This is a genomic window from Halorubrum sodomense (genome assembly GCF_900111935.1).
Taxonomy (GTDB): domain Archaea; phylum Halobacteriota; class Halobacteria; order Halobacteriales; family Haloferacaceae; genus Halorubrum; species Halorubrum sodomense.
The window spans coordinates 1-17,231 of the sequence record NZ_FOYN01000004.1; the positions used below are offsets into that span (position 1 = coordinate 1).

The window sequence follows — 17,231 nt, forward strand, 5'->3', positions numbered from 1 at the left end:
TCTCGTCATACCTCGGATGGCGTAGATTGCCGGATCGTTGCGCCCGTTCTCAATCTCTTCTGTGAGAGACTCGATAGCGAAGTTGAACTTTTCAGTCGCTTTTTTTGTTTCTCCCTGATTCTTGAGATGGCGACCAAAGAATATCCGAGTTGCAGTGTCATCAGAGTCGATGGATTGTAGAATGTATTGGTAGTGTACCGTCGCAATCTCTGATGACTCTTCTGTGCCTAGTTCTGAAACTTGATTCGCAAATTGCCGGTGTGTTGATACTCTTCGTTCATTCTCTGCCTCAGGGAGATCCGCCCGTAACTCGCTGAGGAGGTAGTTTGAAAAAGGTTCTAGAGCGTTGTCGACTGGATGCTGAATAGCTTCGATCTGAATATCGTGTACGCGGTATTCAGTTTCACCTTTGAATGGATCTGTGTCTGAGTCACTGAGCGTAATCCACTGTTGGTTCAGTAATGGTTCAACGGGGTCTCGAAATCCATATTCCGGTGCAGGACGGTTGAATACCTTCCTATACGCACCTTCCACGAGGGACTTATAGAATGGACTACCCGTGAGGGACAGAAGTTCAATAGTGCGCAGTATCCTTTGCGGTTCCTCCCTGAGCTGCCCGTACTGATATTCCCACACTTCGAGAGCCGTCTCCGGAAGCCTCTCAATGTCTTCTTCTGTCAATTCATTATCTGCGAGACCGACGACAGACACCACGTAGAATGGTGAAGGGTCGGTCTGTAGGGCCTTCGCCACGAACTCTCGCACTACATCTTCACTCGCTTCTACTTCGTAGTGTTCCAACGTTCGACGCAGTATTTCGACGAGAACCTTTGGATCAAGCGGGGGAAGTTCGATTTGTTCAAACTCATACCAGAATGAATCTGGGTCGTTAAGACTTCCAGGTAACTGATCAAGACGTTCTGATCGACTCGCGACAAGCACCCGAAGACTATACCCCTGGTTGTCAAGAATATTCTCTAGTTTCTTTACCAAACTTAGAACCGTTGCGTCTTCTCCCTCTTCAGATATCTTATGTATGTCATCCCACAAGAGTAGTACATCCCCTGAAAAGGACTCCTGTTCAATCGCTCCAATATCCTCTCTCGAATCGAACCCTTCACTCGGAATAATAATATGTGAAATTTCGTCACTATCGATGCGTCGCGTTAATTCTGCGAGTGTCCGCGACTTGCCAACCCCTTTTCGTCCGATAAGCAGCAAACGATATGCTTCGATATCTTCGGGGAGAATTTCCCGGTCAACGAATTCAATATTTTCTGACGTTAACTCTCGTCGAGCTTGTTCAAAACCCTCAGGAGTCCCATCGAACAAAGTGTAGTACTGTCGCCGCTGGAGTAACTGTAGGATGTTGCCGATCTTTGCCTCAATTGCGCTACACTGCTCCAACAACTCTTCATCGTTTGCGAACCCAAGTAAGTCGGCGCGATCAGTACCAGCGATCCGCTGTTTGAAGTCCTGTACTGCCTCAGTATATGTTTCGGCAACAGCTTCTTTCACACTCCGGCGAATCCAGGAGCGAACCCTTGCCTCAGGGCCTACGGCATATAATATAGCATCGGTGATCTCTTCGATCGCCGCGTCTTCGTCGGAGAAGTCCAACTGCGTTTCTGCGCCCAACCTACGTTCAACTACTGTCCATTGCTCACCTATACCTGATATTTGTTCGATGTTTTGGTTTTCAATCCTTTCGGTGACACTATCGCGGAGCGAGCGATTAAAATCTTCACCAATTTCGCTGAGATCTTCAGAGAAATCTTCTGAAAGGGCATCTTCATAGTATTCTTTACCGTGTGAGCCAGCCTTGGCTAAGCCAGTGGCGATTAGGCTGCTCACGACAGACTCAATCATACTGGCTGATACATGTATTCTATAAAACTAAATATCTTTATTATGTGTGAATATCTATAATTAATGAACACTATTAGAATCGGGACTGGATGCTGTATCTGGTTTGGCAACTTTGATAATGATTTACTCATCCCGAGCTGATATTCTGAGGTCGACTAAAACTACTCTACCACCACTCAAGTTCCTCATCTCACAGCCTGTGGGTAGCCCCATTTTGATGTTTGAAGAGCGTTTCCAAGTCCCATTCAGATACATACCACTCCAAAAGCGTCGGCCTCAACTACAGGACAATGTTGAGGATGTTTGCTGAACGGTGCTTCACGTTTCTATACAAACGCGAAGAACAGCCGCCGAATCCGCCCCGATCACTCCCGAAACCCCGTCCGTCGCAACCTTCATATTTCATGGACATGCGGAGAAGCACGAAATGAGAACAGAGCGAAACCGCGACGGCTCCTGGAACGTCTGGATGTCCCGCGAGGAGTACCAGTCACTACCCCGAGCCGCTGGATCCTTCCAGCACGAGATCGCGATTCGGTTGATGGGTGACTGCGGACTCCGTGTCGGTGAGGTACTCGACGTCGAGCCTCGGCACATCTCCCGGATGACCGACGGCCGGCACTACGAGCTCGAAGTCGTCGGCGGGAAAGACACGACCGGCGAGTTCGTCGACGGGAAGCAGCGCGAGACGTGGCTCCCTGTCGACGTCGAGGCGACCATCAACCGCTACGTCCAGACCGAGGAGATCGCGCGGGACGAGTCGCTCGTCGACGTGACGAAGCGCACCGTTCAGAACTGGGTCGAGAAAGCCGCCGTCGGCGCTGCCGAAGAGAGCGGTGACTCGGACTTCGAGCGGGTGAGTACCCACGACCTCCGTCGCTGCTGGGCGAACCACTTGCTCGTCGAGGAACACGTCTCCCCGCGGATCGTGATGGCGCTCGGCGGCTGGAGTTCCTATGACGCGATCGAGCCCTACCTCGCGGCGCCGACAGAGGAGAACATCATCGACTCGATGAGCGGGGTAGCGCTGTGAGCAACGGTCGTGCGGAGCTCACGTCTTCCGGTTTTGGTTGAGCGGCGTTGTTTGTGATCTTCTCCGGAACCCTAGTGTTCGCTCACGACGACGGGATCTCCCGTTCTAATCGGTTCGCAGAAGAGCCGCTCGTGTCCGACTCTCCATGACTTCCTTGACAACAATATGAGTAGATTGCCCGACTCTCTACCCGAAGTACACCAGCATTAGAAACACACTCTTAGTAGCACTATCGACCGATGCTGGTTCTCATGTCGCTACTTTTCAGTCCATTGCTCGTAGTAGTCCAGTACGGTGTCTATGCCTTCGTGTATGCTGTACTGTACCTCCTGATATGGGTACTCTTCAACTGCTCCTTCCTCACTCGGTGTCGGTGGTCCACTGTTGGTGTCACGACTGCCACTCGCGTATGTGAGCCCTACAACGGTCCCGTCAAGTGTAATGAGTGGTGACCCACTATTTCCAGATGTAGACGGCATCTCTGTATGTAGTCCATTCCCGAATTCCTGATCTTTAAGGAATTCACCGAGACTGATGACCCAATTCCCAATCATTGCTGGATGCCCGACCTGGACAAGTGGTTGACCAGCAGTCAGTGAAGACGCAGTCCCGAGTGGTGGGATATAGGGGGCTGTCACGTCGGTCTCAACCAGTGCTATATCATCATCTTCCGCTGTGTGACTAACCGAAAAATCAAATTCTGTGCCGTCAAGGAGATATCCAGTCTTCGAAGTAGCAGTACCCGCGTCCTGAACAACGTGTCTATTCGTGATGATGTGATTCTGGTCGATGAACCACCCTGTTCCACTTGAACCAAAATTGCCTTCGTACTCGAATTCGAACAAGACGACAGCTTCTCGAAGCTTCCGACCGGCGTCAGTCGCAGATTGTCTCACTTCAGCACTGTACTGATACTCTACAGACTGTTCTAGTTCCTCAATTCGGGCCTCGGCTTCCCTGAGATCAGACCTTAGAGACCTAGCAGTTTGATCCTTCTCGTTGGACCTCTCTTGAAGTTCCTCCAGATCCTGACGTAGCGACACGATCTCCTCGTCCTTTGACGAAATGTCATCCTGAAGAGACTCAACCCTGCTCTGTAACTCCGCAATACGATTCTGAAGCTCAGCTCTAGACTTTCCCGAAGTATTCGATGACGGTGCGGTTGTTGATCCCGAACTACCTAGGATATTAGAGCACCCAGCTGTCCCTGTAACGGCCCCAACTGAGGTAAGTTCCAAGAGACGCCGTCGAGAGATTGAATCCATATATGTGTTCTGTAGCCTACATGTAAATATGTATTTATTTCTGGGTTTTTGATGACAGGGATAGCCAACGTTTTGACACACCGGTCTTTTCCAACTTCCCTCTAGTTTTAGATACGTGAACACTATTGGCCTCCGTGAAAAAACTCAGACTTGGCCCACTCTCAAACGACTCAAGATCGAGTAGTGCTATTGGCATGCTCAAAATCTGATTGAGATACATATACCTATATCAGACCAGATATCTATACGATAAGATAGACTTAGTGTTCATTCTGTAATGTCCTCAGACAAAACCACATCTACCACCCGAGAGATGTACGAGAAATACGGAATTGACCGAAAGTACGACCATCCTTCTAACGTATCCGAAGAGAACTCCCACTTCGGAAACGGAAATTACCCCCCAGACTGGACTGACCGCCGCGAAGCTGTTCTCGAACATCAGAATGGTCGATGTGCCCGTTGCCGTATTTCACTATCTGGTGAATATTATTTTAATTGTCATCACTACCGACCAGTTAGCAAAAATGGACAACACAGCCTCAGCAATCTGGTTAATCTCTGTGCTGACTGTCATAAGCTCATCCACCCAGATGTAGAGAACCTCGATGGTGAGTGGAGAGATGCGCCGATCTTCCCGCACCCCGATGCGGATCCTCGAATGGCGACAGTTCGGAGACCTGTGACTGACGGCGAAAAACAAGAGTTCCAGCCTGAAATTTCACTAATTGCCGACAAGAGCCCGGTTGGCGAAAACGAATTTGCGAACTCTGCTGTAACGATTCCGGTCAGCCCAGGTGATGCTTTACGGATGCGAAATGAATTCGACCAACTTCTCGAAGATATGGGGCTCGCAAAATCTACCGCTCTGACCATTCGTACTGTCAATAGCGAGCACTCCCCGCTGCGAGACAGTTTAGTCGAGGTTGCGTTCCCGACGAGTGGTACCAAAATGAGCTCTCGAACCGACAAACACGGAGAAGTGGAATTCTCGATCCCGTCTGGGACACAGGTGGAAGTGGGTATTACGAAAGATGGATTTGATCAAGCTACCAGCTCTTTCGATGTCGGTGGGGACGAGGACTACCAGGAAATCACACTGGAAACCAGTGGTCAGGCTGGAGCGGCAGGTTCGACCCCGAGTACTGATAGCGCGACATCAGGAGGAGGTGGAGACGAGTCACGTCGCCCTATCCTGAAAACTCTTGGACTCGTTGGGGTAGGCGGAATTGCCGGGTACTTTTTTAGCGGTGACAGTAACCAGCCCAGTTCCGCATCGGAAGACGATGTGTCGGGTGGAGACGGAACTGGCACAACACAGAGTGACTCTCCAACTTCGACTGATACCCCGGTGAAAGGATTCACAGAAGAATGGACGGATGCTATCGACACTTACGAAACGATTACCACTCTCGAAAGGGGCGACTCAGCCATCTATGCGGGGACCGATTCGTCACTTGTACGGAGCCTTTCTCCAGAAGGAAAAGAAAACTGGACACAAGGTTTTGACGGGAAGCTGATTCATCTTGGGACAACTAATGATAGTCTAATACTAGTCACTACAAGTCTCGTAACCTCCCTCAGAAAGGATTCAGGTGAAACACAGTGGAGTGTCAGCCACAACGCGACTGGCTACAATTCGAGGCCTGATGCTGCTAATAATGAAGATGTAGTCGTGCTGGCTTCCAGTGGTCAAGAGAAATTTCTCCAAGCATTCTCAACTAGTGCTGGGGACACAATCTGGGAAATGACAGATGACTATTTTTATTATCCAGTCTTTCTCAATGGCTCGCTATTCTATAGTGGAGGCGAACTAAAGTCCATAAAAGAACCAGGACAATCTGGCGAGAAATCACAGGTAACTATCCCTGAGACTGATTATTCAGGCGGTCTCGCAGTGGGAGAGTCACTAGCCTACTACATTACTGGCGGGGGTGAACGCGGGGGAGCTTACAGTGGGAGCGAGCCTATTGAACTCCACGCGATCGAACTCGAACGTGAGGAAGTGGTCTGGAAAGAGACCGTCGCAAGTGAGATCAACTCAGAAGATACGGGGGTTAGTCCTTCAATTAGTGGTCCGACAATCAACTCGGGAGTTTTTATATATACTACAGGCGGCATCTGGCATGGTGATTTTTCCGGAGAAGAAATATGGACGCACGGAGACTATGAAGCGAGGTTTACAGAACCAGTATGGCTGGGAGATACACTATTTTATTACTCCAATGATGGACTGACTGGCTGTGGAAAGTCGGATGGAGCGGTGACACATAGAATGGAGATCGACGAAGAAGTCGTGACGCTCAGTAGTTTTGCTGAGTCCGTGATTATTGGGACCGAATCTGGAAAAACACGAATGTTAACTCCAGACTGATCTGAGAGATTATCGCATCGGCGAAGACGTAGACAGACTATTCTTGTCTAGCGCGTAATCCAGAGCGGTCAAGTGACCACAACTGGAGGATTGATAAAATAGATCGGCAACTCGCCAGTTGGGCGAAAAGGATGTGCTTCTCGCCATGTGCTAGTAGCATCTGACCCAGTCAGAGACACCGCTCTTATCCGGACAAATTGTGAATGAGTATACACATGAAGTGGACACAAGTGCTTGACAGAGTTGTTCTGACGTATCCAGTTGTACTGATATCCGTGGTATCTATCCTTATCACCGTGGTAATACAGTACACGCTTCCATTAGCAGAGCTTCAAACTCTGTTTTGGGGTATACTTGGTATTGGATTACTGGGAGATTCAATCACTACAGGCTATTTGAGTAAATTTGGTCTCAATGAGCAAGATAGAGGCTACACTCGCTGGGCTTGTGGTGCTGAGCCTACATTACTTTGTGCGGGTGGTACAAGGCTAGTCGTCTTCGGTGCGATACTAATACCGTACCTTCTAATATTCAGCTACGAACCTCTTCAAGAATATTATATTATACATCTAACCGGATTGCTGATACCTGTAGCCTTTGGATTAATGGCTGTTGGAGCAACACTCGTCAACTGGTACGCAATGTGGCGACATAGAGGTAGGACAGCGACCTAATTGAGTGAAGCTGTTTGACTCTCCACCAGTCCCAGACACCTATACAGTCAGTGAATGTTCGTCAGCGGTGTACGCAACTGTAGTGATTGTATCTAGATCTTCGTCAGGCAGTATATACTCATCATCAAAAGCATCAGCGTCCACCTTGCGGATGTCGATTATATCCATTTGGGCTAGAGGTCGGATCATTGTGTAGAACTGCCGGGTAGCATCAATCTCTGAATTCGGCGTCGGATGATTGTCTTCAACAGGGTATTTTTTATCAAATTCCGACTTCTCCATCCTCATTTGATCCTCGGAGACTTTTTTCGCCTTATCCCAATCTGCGACTCCGAGCTCGTTCGCGAGTTCCCGGAGGTTATAGGCTTTGTTTGGGTGGTTGCTGAGAAAATCAACGACTATGGATTCGGCCGTCGGCGATTCATCCCCAGTCCTCCAATCCCCAGAATCTCGTTCAATCGGCATACATCATCATATCAACCCGTCTAATAAAGTCTTGAGTGACCGTAGTGAAAGTGATTCCAGCACCATCCGGAACCATCCGGAACACCGAGGGTTTCGCTTAAATCCCGGTACTGTCTCCTGGTGAGACGTGATAAGCGACGGAGCAGTTTTCGAAGACGACCACCTTCCAGATCCGATCGTCGGCCGGAACAGCCACATGAACGAAGTCACCGACGCCCTTGCCCCGATCGAAGACGGCCAGCGCGCCGAGAACTGCTTTCTCTTCGGTCCCTCCGGCGCCGGGAAGACAACCGTCGCGAGGGCCGCTGTTCGCGAGCTCCGACGGGAGGTCCTCGACGTCCCGTACGCCTACGTAAACTGCTGGCGGGACTACACCCGGAACGCCGTGCTCGAACGACTCTCTCGCGACCTCGTCGGCGCCGCGGTTCCACGCTCGGCGTCGACGTCGACGCTCCTCGATCGCGTCCATCGTGACTTCAACGGCCCGGGCGTCGTCATCCTCGACGAGGTCGACCAGCTGCGCGAGACCGAGCTGCTCTACGACCTCCACGAGTTCCGCGGGCTCTCGTGGATCGGCATCGCGAACGACGAGGTCGACCTGCTCGCCGATCTCGACGAGCGCGTTCGCTCTCGCGTCTCAGTCGGCTACCGGGTCCGGTTCGACCGGTACGGCGAGGATACGATCGCGGAGATTCTAGAGCGACGGGCTCGTGAGGGGCTGGGGCCGAACGCCGCGAGCGACGAGGTGTTCGAGACGATCGCGCGGCTCGCCGACGGCGACGCTCGCATGGGGATCACGACGCTCCGGGCGGCGGCGCGGAAGGCGAGCAGCGAGGGCCTGTCGAACATTCCGAGGCGGCTCGTCGAGGACTCGATCTCCGAGGCGGAGCAGGAGATCGCGCGGAAGACGTACTCGAAGCTGAACGATCACCAGCGGGTTGTCGTCGACGTGCTTCAGGAGGAAGGACCGTTGATCCAGCGCGAGCTCCACGAGCGGTACTCCGAGCGTCACGATGACCCGGTTAGTCTGCGGTATTTCCGGGACGCACACCTGGCGAAGCTAGAACACTACGAACTCGTCGAGACAGAAAGTCGGGCCGGAAAGAAGCTCTATAGCCTCTCAGAGCCCGCTAGTATCGGCCGTGTAGCGCAGCCTTAGCCGATTACTCAGGTTATTTTAGAATCAAGATATCGTCTTGAACTCCCGACTAGATGTTCCAGGGTACCCACCGGGCTGGCTAACCCACAGCCAGTTTCTTATCGGCGCACGTGAAAGTCGGGCGTAATGTCGGCCTCCGGCTCACAAACTGAGTTCGATTTTGACGACTTCGACACCGACGTCTCCCGAAAGGATGAGGATGCTGTCATCGAGGCGATCGCCGAGTCGATCGGCAGGATGCGCGATCAGATCGACGACGACGATCTCGATGGGATTCTGCGATCAACGCCTGCTCCGTACAATTTCAAGTCCAAGTACACCACTGACCAGCTGGATCCCGAGCCATTCACGAAGGCGCGTGTAATCGAGCCCCTGCTTAAGACACTCGGCTACGATGACTACGGATACGAAGCGGGAGATTTCTCTGACACACGTGGCGAACAGGCGGACTACGCGATCTCGCTTCGTGACGTCGCCAGCGTCGACTCCTCGCGGCTCCTGATCGAAGCGGAACCGCTCAACAAGCCCCTCGAAGATCGCGGGCATGGACTGGACCAAGTGAAGTCGTGGCTCAGCCAGCGCGAGTTCGAGTCTGACTACGGGTTCGCGACGGACGGGATCCGCTGGATCTTCGTCCGGTACGACGCCGACTCGTACACGCACAACGTCATCTCCGACGTCAATCTCCGTCCTGTTTTCCAGAGACTCCACCAGAACGCGTCGACGACGAACGACCCCGCGACCGAGGTCGTCACCGACGATGAACGCGAGCTCGTCGCGGAGCTGGTGCGGACGTTCGCAAACACGAATTTCCGGTCGATTATCGACGACGCGCAGGATGTCATTAAAGAGAAGCAGGAGGCCGTCACCGACGAGTTCTACGACGACTACATCAAGTACGTGTTCGGCGTCGCGGAGGGGGAAGACGAGCGCCGGGCTCGGAGCCTCGTCGGCGACGGCGTCATGCCACCGGACGATGCCGACGGAGACGACACACGGCTGTTCTCCGTCGACTTGATGAATCGGCTCATCTTCATCAAGTTCCTCGAAGACAAGCGCATCGTCCGACCCGACTTACTGCGCACCATCCTCGATACCTACGAGAGCGGCGTGTACCCGCAGACGATGTACAAGTCGTTCTTCGACCCGCTGTTCTACGACGTATTCAACGAGAAGGAAGACCAGCGGGAGTCGCACATTGAGGACATCGACCTCTACAGCGAGATTCCGTATCTCAACGGTGGCCTGTTCCGGCCGGAACTCAGCAACGACTCCGACGTCGACGAGCGCGGATTCAACGTCCGAGACAGCGTCCTCGAATCGATCATCGAGCTCTTAGAGCGCTACCAGTTCTCTGTCGACGGCGGACCGACAGACATCGACCCGAGCGTCCTCGGTTCGGTGTTCGAGAAGACGATCAACTACCTCACCACCGATCCCGCCGATCAGAACGCCGACCTGGGCGCCTACTACACTCCAAAGGAAATCACCCGGTTCAGCGCCGAGCAGACGGTTCGTCCCGCACTAAAGGAACGATTCGAGCGCATCTTGATCGAGGATCGGGGTTGGCCCGAGGCCGAGATCAAACAGTACGACACGCTCTACGAGCTCATCGATGGACTCGCTGCGTCTAAGGACATGATTTTGACGCTACTCGACGACGTCGACGATTTCTATGTCGTGGATCCGTCGATGGGTTCGGGGCACTTCCTCACGTCCGTCGTAGAGGAGATCACCAACGTCCGCCAAGAACTGTGGGCGACGCTCGACAAGACACCGAGCCGGCACCGCGTGAAACAGACAACGGTACAGGAGAACATCTACGGTGTCGACATCATGGAGCCCGCCGTCGAGATCGGGAAGCTACGATTGTGGCTCTCGATTGTCTCCGAGCTGGAGGCAGAAGACGTCGATGACTTGAGTACCGAGCAGCTGGCGTTGCCGAATATCACGTTCAACGTCCGTCAGGGGAACTCGCTGATTGGCTACGTTGGGTTCCAAGAAGAGACAGAAGATGGATTAGCAACATTTGAGCAGTGGACAGAAGACAGTGTCCGCTCGCGATATGATGATGTCATTGAGGAAATCGAACTCCATGAGGAGTACAGTGCTTTCCCGGAGAAAGCTGAAAAGCATCGGGAGAATGCGCTCAAATTATTAGACGAATACCGAGAAGATCTTAATGAAGACATACTCGCTGACTTCCGTGATATTGTTGATGATGTTTCTGAGAGCGATTTACAGAACTATGATCCCTTCCACTGGGTGCTAGAATTTGCTGAGGTGTTCAATGCAGGCGGATTTGATGTTATTGTTGGAAATCCTCCATGGGATGTGTTAACAACAGATCGCGAGGAGTTCTTTGCTCGCTATGATCCGCGATTTAGAACCCGAACGCAGAGTGAGAAAGATGAGATAGAAAATGAACTATTGGAGGATGAGGAGATCCAGACTGATTTCAATGCGTATAAGGAAAGCATGCGACACAGGGCAGATTATTTTAATGGCTCAGAGGTTTATCAACTCCAAACACCCAAAATAGCAGGAAAGACGGCCTCAAATAACCAAAACGAATTGTCTGCCTTATTCCTTGAGAGAATATATTCACTTGCTGCAGACGAGGGTTACGTCTCGCAGGTATTACCTGGAACCATCTTTTCTGGATCAAATACAAAGGATATTCGCCTTCATCTACTTGATGAAACAGATGTACAATCAATAGTTGGATTTGAGAACCATGGAATATTCGAATCAATTGATAATCGATATAAGTTTGCTGTCACCACCTTCAAAAACTCTGGAAGTACCGATGTTCTTCAGGGCACATTTCAGCAACGAGATCTGGCTATACTCAAAAACTTCAGACATCATACAATTGAGATTCCGAGAACCGTTCTTAGAGAATTTTCACCACAGTCGGGGGTGTTCCCTTTCGTAACAAAACAAGAGGAGGTAGACACCTTACATAGAATTCTTCAAAATCCGTCCATTGGTGAGGAAATAGAGGGAACCTGGAAAATAGATCCGTACTCAGAGGTACATCGTTCAAAAGATTCTGAATATCTATTTGAGGATGAATTGCGTGGTGACTATCCAATCTATGAGGGAAAGAATGTATATCAATTTTCATATAACAGCGAGTACTTTGATATTGGCGACATATCTCTCTGGGGAATTTCGGAGGAGAAAGATCAGGACAAGAGCGCTAAAGCAATGATTCGAGGAAAGGGAGTACGCAATCTGAAACGTTCTATTTATGATGAAATGGGAGGTAATAAAACAAGCAAATCCCAAGTTCAATTTGTAAATGACCTTCTAGAGCGTGAGCGTGGAGAACCGCTATCCGATAAAGATGTTCTACTTGACTGTACTACATATCGGATTGCAGTTCGGGAGGTAGCAAGGGCGAATGATGAAAGAACGCTCATTGCGTCGGTGATACCCAAAGGTTCAGTCGCTGTCCATACTGTTCACACTATTCGTCCCTACGATATTGAACCTGAGAAAGAAGATTTGGAAGCTGTACCACTACACAGTGTATACGAACGTAGATTCTCCGACAAAGAGCTGTTTGTGGCCCTTGGATTGTTGAACAGTATTCCGTTTGACTTCCTGATGAGAACAAAAGTTGAGAGCCATATTGTCATGTACAAGCTCAGAGAATCACAGATGCCACGTCTAACTGAGGGTGACAACTGGTTCGAACACATCTGGACACGAGCTGCGAAACTCAACTGCTACGGTGATTCGTTCGCCGAGATGCGCGATCGCCTTGACCTCGAAGCTGCGACGTCATCGGATGAGCGCGAACGGATTCAGGCAGAACTCGACGCTGGTGCGTTCCACGCATATGGCCTCGATCGTGAGCAAACCGAGTTCGTGCTCGACGATTTCTACCAGGTACAAAATCCGCGCCGGATGACAGACGAGTACTTTGATCTTGTCCTCAAGAAGTACGACGAGTTCGCGCCTTAGGTACTTAGTAAAAACTCCCTACTGTCTTCATCCCAATTGGACGGGAATCGCCGAGGAATTTTCTTTGTGTTTTATTTATACTCGAATGATACATTTCGGACATGCCGAACGGGATTGGACTCTCTGCGACTGAAGATACAGTCGAACAGGTTCTCACCCGGAACTACCGTTATACTGTTCCGGACTACCAGCGTCGCTACTCGTGGCAGGAAGAACAGTGGGGGGCGTTGTGGGCTGATCTAAACTCAATCCGGCCTGACTCAACGCACTTTTTGGGTTCGGTTGTCCTCATCGAGCGCTCAAGTGGCCTGAATGAACTGAACAAACTGGAAATTGTTGACGGCCAGCAGCGGATCGCAACGATCACTGTCCTTCTGTCGTTGATGCGGGAGAAGTACTACGAGTTGGGAGAGCCAGGGCAGGCTGAGGATATCGAGAACAAGTATCTCAAGAAGCAAGATCTTGATCTGAACGAGTACCAGAATCTCACTCTCAGCACGTTCGACAACCCCAACCTAGAGAAGGTGATCGAGCGGAAATACGAGAAGATGGATGAAGGACAGCTGCGTGAAGCTGTCCAGTTCTACGCGAGCAAGCTCGATGACTTGGACACTCAAGAACTAGATGAGTTGAGAAAGCGACTCTTAGCGTCAGTTACGCTTGTATCGATCCGCTGTGAGGGAGAACAGTCTGCGTTCCGCCTGTTCGAGACACTGAACGATCGGGGTATGGAACTATCATCAGTCGATCTGATGAAGAACTACACGTTTAGTAAGGCTGCGAGTGCTCCTGATTCGGAGATCGACTACGAGCAGGTACAGAACGACTGGGAGCGACTCATTAAGACACTCATGCCGAACATGAGTCAACCGAGTCGATTCTTCCGACATTACATCATGTCTGCGTCAGAGCCGAATTATGATGGCGACGTCTCTGACTACAAACTATACGATGAGTACCAGAAGATTGTCGATTCCAAGCTCCCTGAAGCAGGGATCTCGCTGAATGAGTACGTTTCTGAGGTGGCTGACAAGGCAGAGCTCTACGCAAAGATTCTCTGCCACGAAATCGACATGTACGACGATGCGGGCAACAAGGCAATTAATTCCAAGCTTGAAGATTTAGAGATCATCAATTCTGTCCAAGCGAGGACACTCATTCTGCGTGTCTTTGAAGAATATAATACGGCAAATAAGGTAATGGAGAGTCTACTTCTCCTCGAAAGCTTCCTGATGCGCTGGAAGGTATCCAGCTATCCGACTGGTGGGGAACTTGATCGGATTTACTCCCGGATTTGCTCTGAAGCCTTTGAGAAAGAAAACTCGATCCGCGAGATCTACAGTGGACTTTCAGATCGGTGCCCCAGCGACGAGGAGTTCATTGCGTCGATTGAAAATAAACGAGTGCGGCTAAACGACCGTACGAGCTATATCCTCAAACGGCTTGAGATGGACTACTACGACGGCGCAAAAGTGAATCTTGACGAGCTAGATCGCGAGCACATCGCGCCAAGAGCCTCCTTCACAGCCAAAAAATACAGTGCGTGGCCCTCTACACTCGGTACTACGGAAGCTCAATTTGAACAGTTCCGAGATAAACTCGGGAACCTCACGTTACTTGAGACAGACAAGAACATATCCATCGGTGCCGATCCATTTGAAAAGAAGAAAGAGGCATACGCTGAGTCAAAACTCAGTATGAACCAGCAACTTTGTGAGGATTACGACAACTGGAGTACTGATGAGATCGAACAGCGGACTTCTGAATTAGCGAATGCGATGGTTCAAATTTGGAATCTAGATGCCTAATCTTTAGCTGAGGAATATAAGCGGCTTAGAACCAATTTCCACGACCGGCAGCTATTGTGTCCGCGACAGCGACCTTCGCGCTGTATATTCAGCATGGGAGCTGTAAAATCTCATCTAGGGGGACTGACCATCCGGAACAACATCCGGAATTCGTCTAACCGCGTCACGTCTTCGGGTTTCGAACCATCTGGAACCATCTGGAACACCCTGTGGGACTCTCAAGAGGTAGTCCTGACCACGGATGGGTATGGCCTCGAAGCCACCTGTCCACGGCAGTAGCGCACACACGAAAGAGTTCACCGTCGACCTCGTCGCCGAGGGTATCGAGACCGGCACCGGCCCCTACAGCGCGAGCGTCGTCGTCAGCGTCGACGCGAACTCCACGCTCCGCATCGAGATCGAGGCGGCCAACGAACTGAACTGGGAGCTCGACGCCCGGATCGCCAGCGGCTCGCTGGAGATCGTCCGCGCGTTCAACGACGGCGACGGCGTTCCCGAGGACGTGATCCCCAACTGGGTCGAGCGCGTCGCCGATGTCGTCGGCGAGCGCCTGGAAGGGGATCGGTGATGGCGGACGCCGTCTTCCCCTATCCCGGCGGGAAGAGTCGCTTCGCATCGTGGATCCTCGACCAGACGCCTGAGCACACCTGCTTCGTGGAAGTGTTCGGAGGCGCGGCTGGCGTCCTCGCGAACAAGGACCCGGACACGAGCGACGTCGAGGTGTACAACGACCGCGACGGCGACCTCGTCCAGTTCTTCGAGGTTCTCCGCGACCGCTGCGAGGAGCTGGTCGAGTGGCTCGATCGGACGCCGTACTCGCGCGAAATCTATGACGAGTGGGCCCACAAGTTCTTCCACGGCTATCGGCCAGCCGACCCGATCGAGCGGGCCGGACAGTTCTTCTACCTCCGCTACACGCAGTGGGGAGGGAAGTACGACTCTCGGTCCGGGTTCGGGACCTCGAAGGTCCGAAATCTGGCTCTATCGTATGCGAACAAGGTCGACCGCCTCGACGAGTTCGCCGAGCGGTTCGGGGACGTGGTCGTCGAGAACCTCGACTGGGCTGATGTCTTCGAGAAGTACGACAGCGCGGATACCGTGTTCTACTGCGACCCGCCGTACGTCGGCTACGAGGATTACTACCTCGTGAACACGATCGACCACGAGGCGCTCGTCGAGGGGCTCGCGCGGCTGGAGGGCGACTGGATCTGTTCGTACGAGGACCTACCGGAGGGCTTCGAGGACGTGTACGTGCTCGACCGCGAAGAGAAACGGTTCATCAACAACGGGAAGCGCGGGTCATCGAAGGACGCCAAAGAGCGGCTCGTGATGAACTTCGATCCGGAGGAGGTGTGACCGCGTCAGCGATGCTCGTCGATCCAGCTACACTACGTGTGGAGGTCGTCGGCGCCGAACTACTACCAAGCCGGTCGGCTCGCCATGATGAGAATCACGAACGCGATTCCAATGGTTATGTAGCCGACGGCATTCACCGCGCTGGTCCCAGTAAACGCCCCAATTGCGAGGAGTACAACGCCGCCTGCGAGAATCGCCATAGCCCAGACTACCGACTTAAACAGGTCGTCGATATCCCGCGGGTTGAGCGTTTTTATCGCCATGGGCGGTCTCCGCAACCGGCCCGGATCTACGTCTCTTTTTCCGAGTCGGCTGTCTTCTCAGTTGATCCTTCTTTCCGCTGGGGTGGTAAATCTTCCTCACCATCTTCCGATTCGCTGGTCGTCTCGGAGAGCGTCGCTTGTTCCGTATTTTCGCCGAAGAGCGTCAGTGCCACCAGCGGGAAAAAAAGCACCACGATCGCTAGGAGAGCCAAACCCATCCCGAGGAACGTCACGCTCGCCAGCCCCCACAGAGAGAGCCCGGACTCAAAAGCGAGACTCATCGATGAGACGATCGCGAGTACGAACAGCAAGCTCGTCGCGATAAGGAGTCGGTTCACATACCTCAGTAGATCGTCAGGGACGAACTCGTTCAGTTTGTCCGTTCGGAGGATCTGGATCACCAGAATCGCGACTAGCGGAACGGAAATTGCGGTGATCTCTAGGACTGCGAGGGCGAGGCTGGTCATTCAGGCACTCTCCCCCACATTCCTGACAGACATATCTCCGCCTACCACGCTGTCACACAAAAAGGCTTCAGTCGATCCGGGTCTGGTGTCCGAATTATTACTCGCCAGCTTCTTCGATGACCTCTGCTTCAACATCCCCAGCGAGGAAATCACGACCGAGGTCAGAGAGTCGGTAAAGACCGTCTTCGGGCTGCTCCAACAGTCCGCTGCTGAGGAGGGTCTGACACCGTTTACTCACGTACTGCCGGTCGTAGTCGATGTTGGCTGCGAGTACCTTCGGCGAGGTCACGATGTCGTGGCTCTCGAAAAATTCGAGAACCTCGTAATCTACCGGAGAGAGCCACGATACGCGTTCAACCATTTCTCGAATCACATCACTGACCATGAAAGTAAAGTCTCGCCTATATCATTTCAGTCTACCCATGTATGTAGTGAATTTTCAACTACGTACGTCGTTAGATTGATAACCCCTGCCTTCAGAAAGTGTAGCTACGGAAGCAATCTCGCGGACCCGTCGCTCGGC

At 52.0% G+C, this 17,231-nt stretch carries 14 protein-coding genes; 8 read left to right on the forward strand and 6 right to left on the reverse strand.

Annotated elements, in window-relative coordinates:
• A partial coding sequence (locus BM286_RS15245) for a hypothetical protein (protein WP_143103875.1) occupies positions 1–1,869 on the reverse strand: 1,869 nt, incomplete at its 3' end.
• 427 nt (positions 1,870–2,296) lie between these two features.
• Here BM286_RS15245 and BM286_RS13210 point away from each other — a divergent pair.
• On the forward strand, positions 2,297–2,902 hold the full coding sequence (locus BM286_RS13210; RefSeq protein ID WP_092923322.1) for a site-specific integrase: 606 nt from the start codon (positions 2,297–2,299) through the stop codon (positions 2,900–2,902).
• A gap of 257 nt (positions 2,903–3,159) precedes the next feature.
• On the opposite strand, the gene BM286_RS13215 is transcribed toward BM286_RS13210, so the two are convergent.
• Positions 3,160–4,140 (reverse strand): S1 family peptidase, encoded by a 981-nt coding sequence (locus tag BM286_RS13215; protein ID WP_167603405.1) that lies wholly within the window; start codon positions 4,138–4,140, stop codon positions 3,160–3,162.
• A 304-nt stretch (positions 4,141–4,444) separates the two neighbouring features.
• On the opposite strand from BM286_RS13215, the gene BM286_RS13220 reads away from it, so the two are divergent.
• Positions 4,445–6,541, forward strand: a complete 2,097-nt coding sequence (locus BM286_RS13220; protein WP_092923840.1) for an HNH endonuclease — start codon at positions 4,445–4,447, stop codon at positions 6,539–6,541.
• 215 nt (positions 6,542–6,756) lie between these two features.
• Positions 6,757–7,215, forward strand: coding sequence for a hypothetical protein (locus BM286_RS15250; protein WP_143103876.1), 459 nt, complete (start codon positions 6,757–6,759; stop codon positions 7,213–7,215).
• A 39-nt stretch (positions 7,216–7,254) separates the two neighbouring features.
• On the opposite strand, the gene BM286_RS15255 is transcribed toward BM286_RS15250, so the two are convergent.
• On the reverse strand, positions 7,255–7,680 hold the full coding sequence (locus BM286_RS15255; protein WP_143103877.1) for a hypothetical protein: 426 nt from the start codon (positions 7,678–7,680) through the stop codon (positions 7,255–7,257).
• Positions 7,681–7,876: 196 nt separating this feature from the next.
• Here BM286_RS15255 and BM286_RS13225 point away from each other — a divergent pair, with 196 nt between their 5' ends.
• The 5 genes from BM286_RS13225 to BM286_RS13245 all read left to right on the forward strand — a co-directional run bounded on the left by BM286_RS13225 (position 7,877) and on the right by BM286_RS13245 (position 15,978).
• The gene (locus tag BM286_RS13225; protein WP_092923844.1) at positions 7,877–8,839 is read left to right on the forward strand and encodes a Cdc6/Cdc18 family protein; all 963 of its coding nucleotides are present in this window, start codon (positions 7,877–7,879) and stop codon (positions 8,837–8,839) included.
• Positions 8,840–8,965: 126 nt separating this feature from the next.
• Positions 8,966–12,814 (forward strand): Eco57I restriction-modification methylase domain-containing protein, encoded by a 3,849-nt coding sequence (locus BM286_RS13230; RefSeq protein WP_092923328.1) that lies wholly within the window; start codon positions 8,966–8,968, stop codon positions 12,812–12,814.
• 101 nt (positions 12,815–12,915) lie between these two features.
• A complete protein-coding gene (locus BM286_RS13235; protein ID WP_092923331.1) occupies positions 12,916–14,622 on the forward strand; it encodes a DUF262 domain-containing protein in 1,707 nt (568 codons plus the stop codon).
• 247 nt (positions 14,623–14,869) lie between these two features.
• Positions 14,870–15,190, forward strand: a complete 321-nt coding sequence (locus tag BM286_RS13240) for a hypothetical protein (RefSeq protein WP_092923334.1) — start codon at positions 14,870–14,872, stop codon at positions 15,188–15,190.
• The gene (locus tag BM286_RS13245) at positions 15,190–15,978 is read left to right on the forward strand and encodes a DNA adenine methylase (protein ID WP_092923337.1); all 789 of its coding nucleotides are present in this window, start codon (positions 15,190–15,192) and stop codon (positions 15,976–15,978) included. Before BM286_RS13240 ends, BM286_RS13245 begins: the two co-directional genes overlap by 1 nt.
• 62 nt (positions 15,979–16,040) lie before the next feature.
• On the opposite strand, the gene BM286_RS13250 is transcribed toward BM286_RS13245, so the two are convergent.
• From BM286_RS13250 to BM286_RS13260, 3 genes are all read right to left on the reverse strand, one after another.
• Positions 16,041–16,241, reverse strand: a complete 201-nt coding sequence (locus tag BM286_RS13250) for a hypothetical protein (RefSeq protein WP_092923339.1) — start codon at positions 16,239–16,241, stop codon at positions 16,041–16,043.
• Positions 16,242–16,267: 26 nt separating this feature from the next.
• Positions 16,268–16,708 (reverse strand): hypothetical protein, encoded by a 441-nt coding sequence (locus BM286_RS13255; RefSeq protein ID WP_092923342.1) that lies wholly within the window; start codon positions 16,706–16,708, stop codon positions 16,268–16,270.
• Positions 16,709–16,805: 97 nt separating this feature from the next.
• Positions 16,806–17,069 carry a MarR family transcriptional regulator gene (locus BM286_RS13260; RefSeq protein ID WP_092923345.1) on the reverse strand — a complete coding sequence of 88 codons (264 nt, stop codon included), beginning with the start codon at positions 17,067–17,069 and terminating at the stop codon, positions 16,806–16,808.
• Positions 17,070–17,231: the final 162 nt, after the last annotated feature.

Excerpts from the sequence above, each read along its gene's own strand:
- BM286_RS13210 (WP_092923322.1), top strand. The coding sequence starts at position 2,297 with ATGAGAACAGAGCGAAACCGCGACGGCTCCTGGAACGTCTGGATGTCC.
- BM286_RS13220 (WP_092923840.1), top strand. The coding sequence starts at position 4,445 with ATGTCCTCAGACAAAACCACATCTACCACCCGAGAGATGTACGAGAAA.
- BM286_RS15250 (WP_143103876.1), top strand. The coding sequence starts at position 6,757 with ATGAAGTGGACACAAGTGCTTGACAGAGTTGTTCTGACGTATCCAGTT.
- BM286_RS15255 (WP_143103877.1), bottom strand. The coding sequence starts at position 7,680 with ATGCCGATTGAACGAGATTCTGGGGATTGGAGGACTGGGGATGAATCG.
- BM286_RS13225 (WP_092923844.1), top strand. The coding sequence starts at position 7,877 with ATGAACGAAGTCACCGACGCCCTTGCCCCGATCGAAGACGGCCAGCGC.
- BM286_RS13230 (WP_092923328.1), top strand. The coding sequence starts at position 8,966 with ATGTCGGCCTCCGGCTCACAAACTGAGTTCGATTTTGACGACTTCGAC.
- BM286_RS13235 (WP_092923331.1), top strand. The coding sequence starts at position 12,916 with ATGCCGAACGGGATTGGACTCTCTGCGACTGAAGATACAGTCGAACAG.
- BM286_RS13240 (WP_092923334.1), top strand. The coding sequence starts at position 14,870 with ATGGCCTCGAAGCCACCTGTCCACGGCAGTAGCGCACACACGAAAGAG.
- BM286_RS13245 (WP_092923337.1), top strand. The coding sequence starts at position 15,190 with ATGGCGGACGCCGTCTTCCCCTATCCCGGCGGGAAGAGTCGCTTCGCA.
- BM286_RS13250 (WP_092923339.1), bottom strand. The coding sequence starts at position 16,241 with ATGGCGATAAAAACGCTCAACCCGCGGGATATCGACGACCTGTTTAAG.
- BM286_RS13255 (WP_092923342.1), bottom strand. The coding sequence starts at position 16,708 with ATGACCAGCCTCGCCCTCGCAGTCCTAGAGATCACCGCAATTTCCGTT.
- BM286_RS13260 (WP_092923345.1), bottom strand. The coding sequence starts at position 17,069 with ATGGTTGAACGCGTATCGTGGCTCTCTCCGGTAGATTACGAGGTTCTC.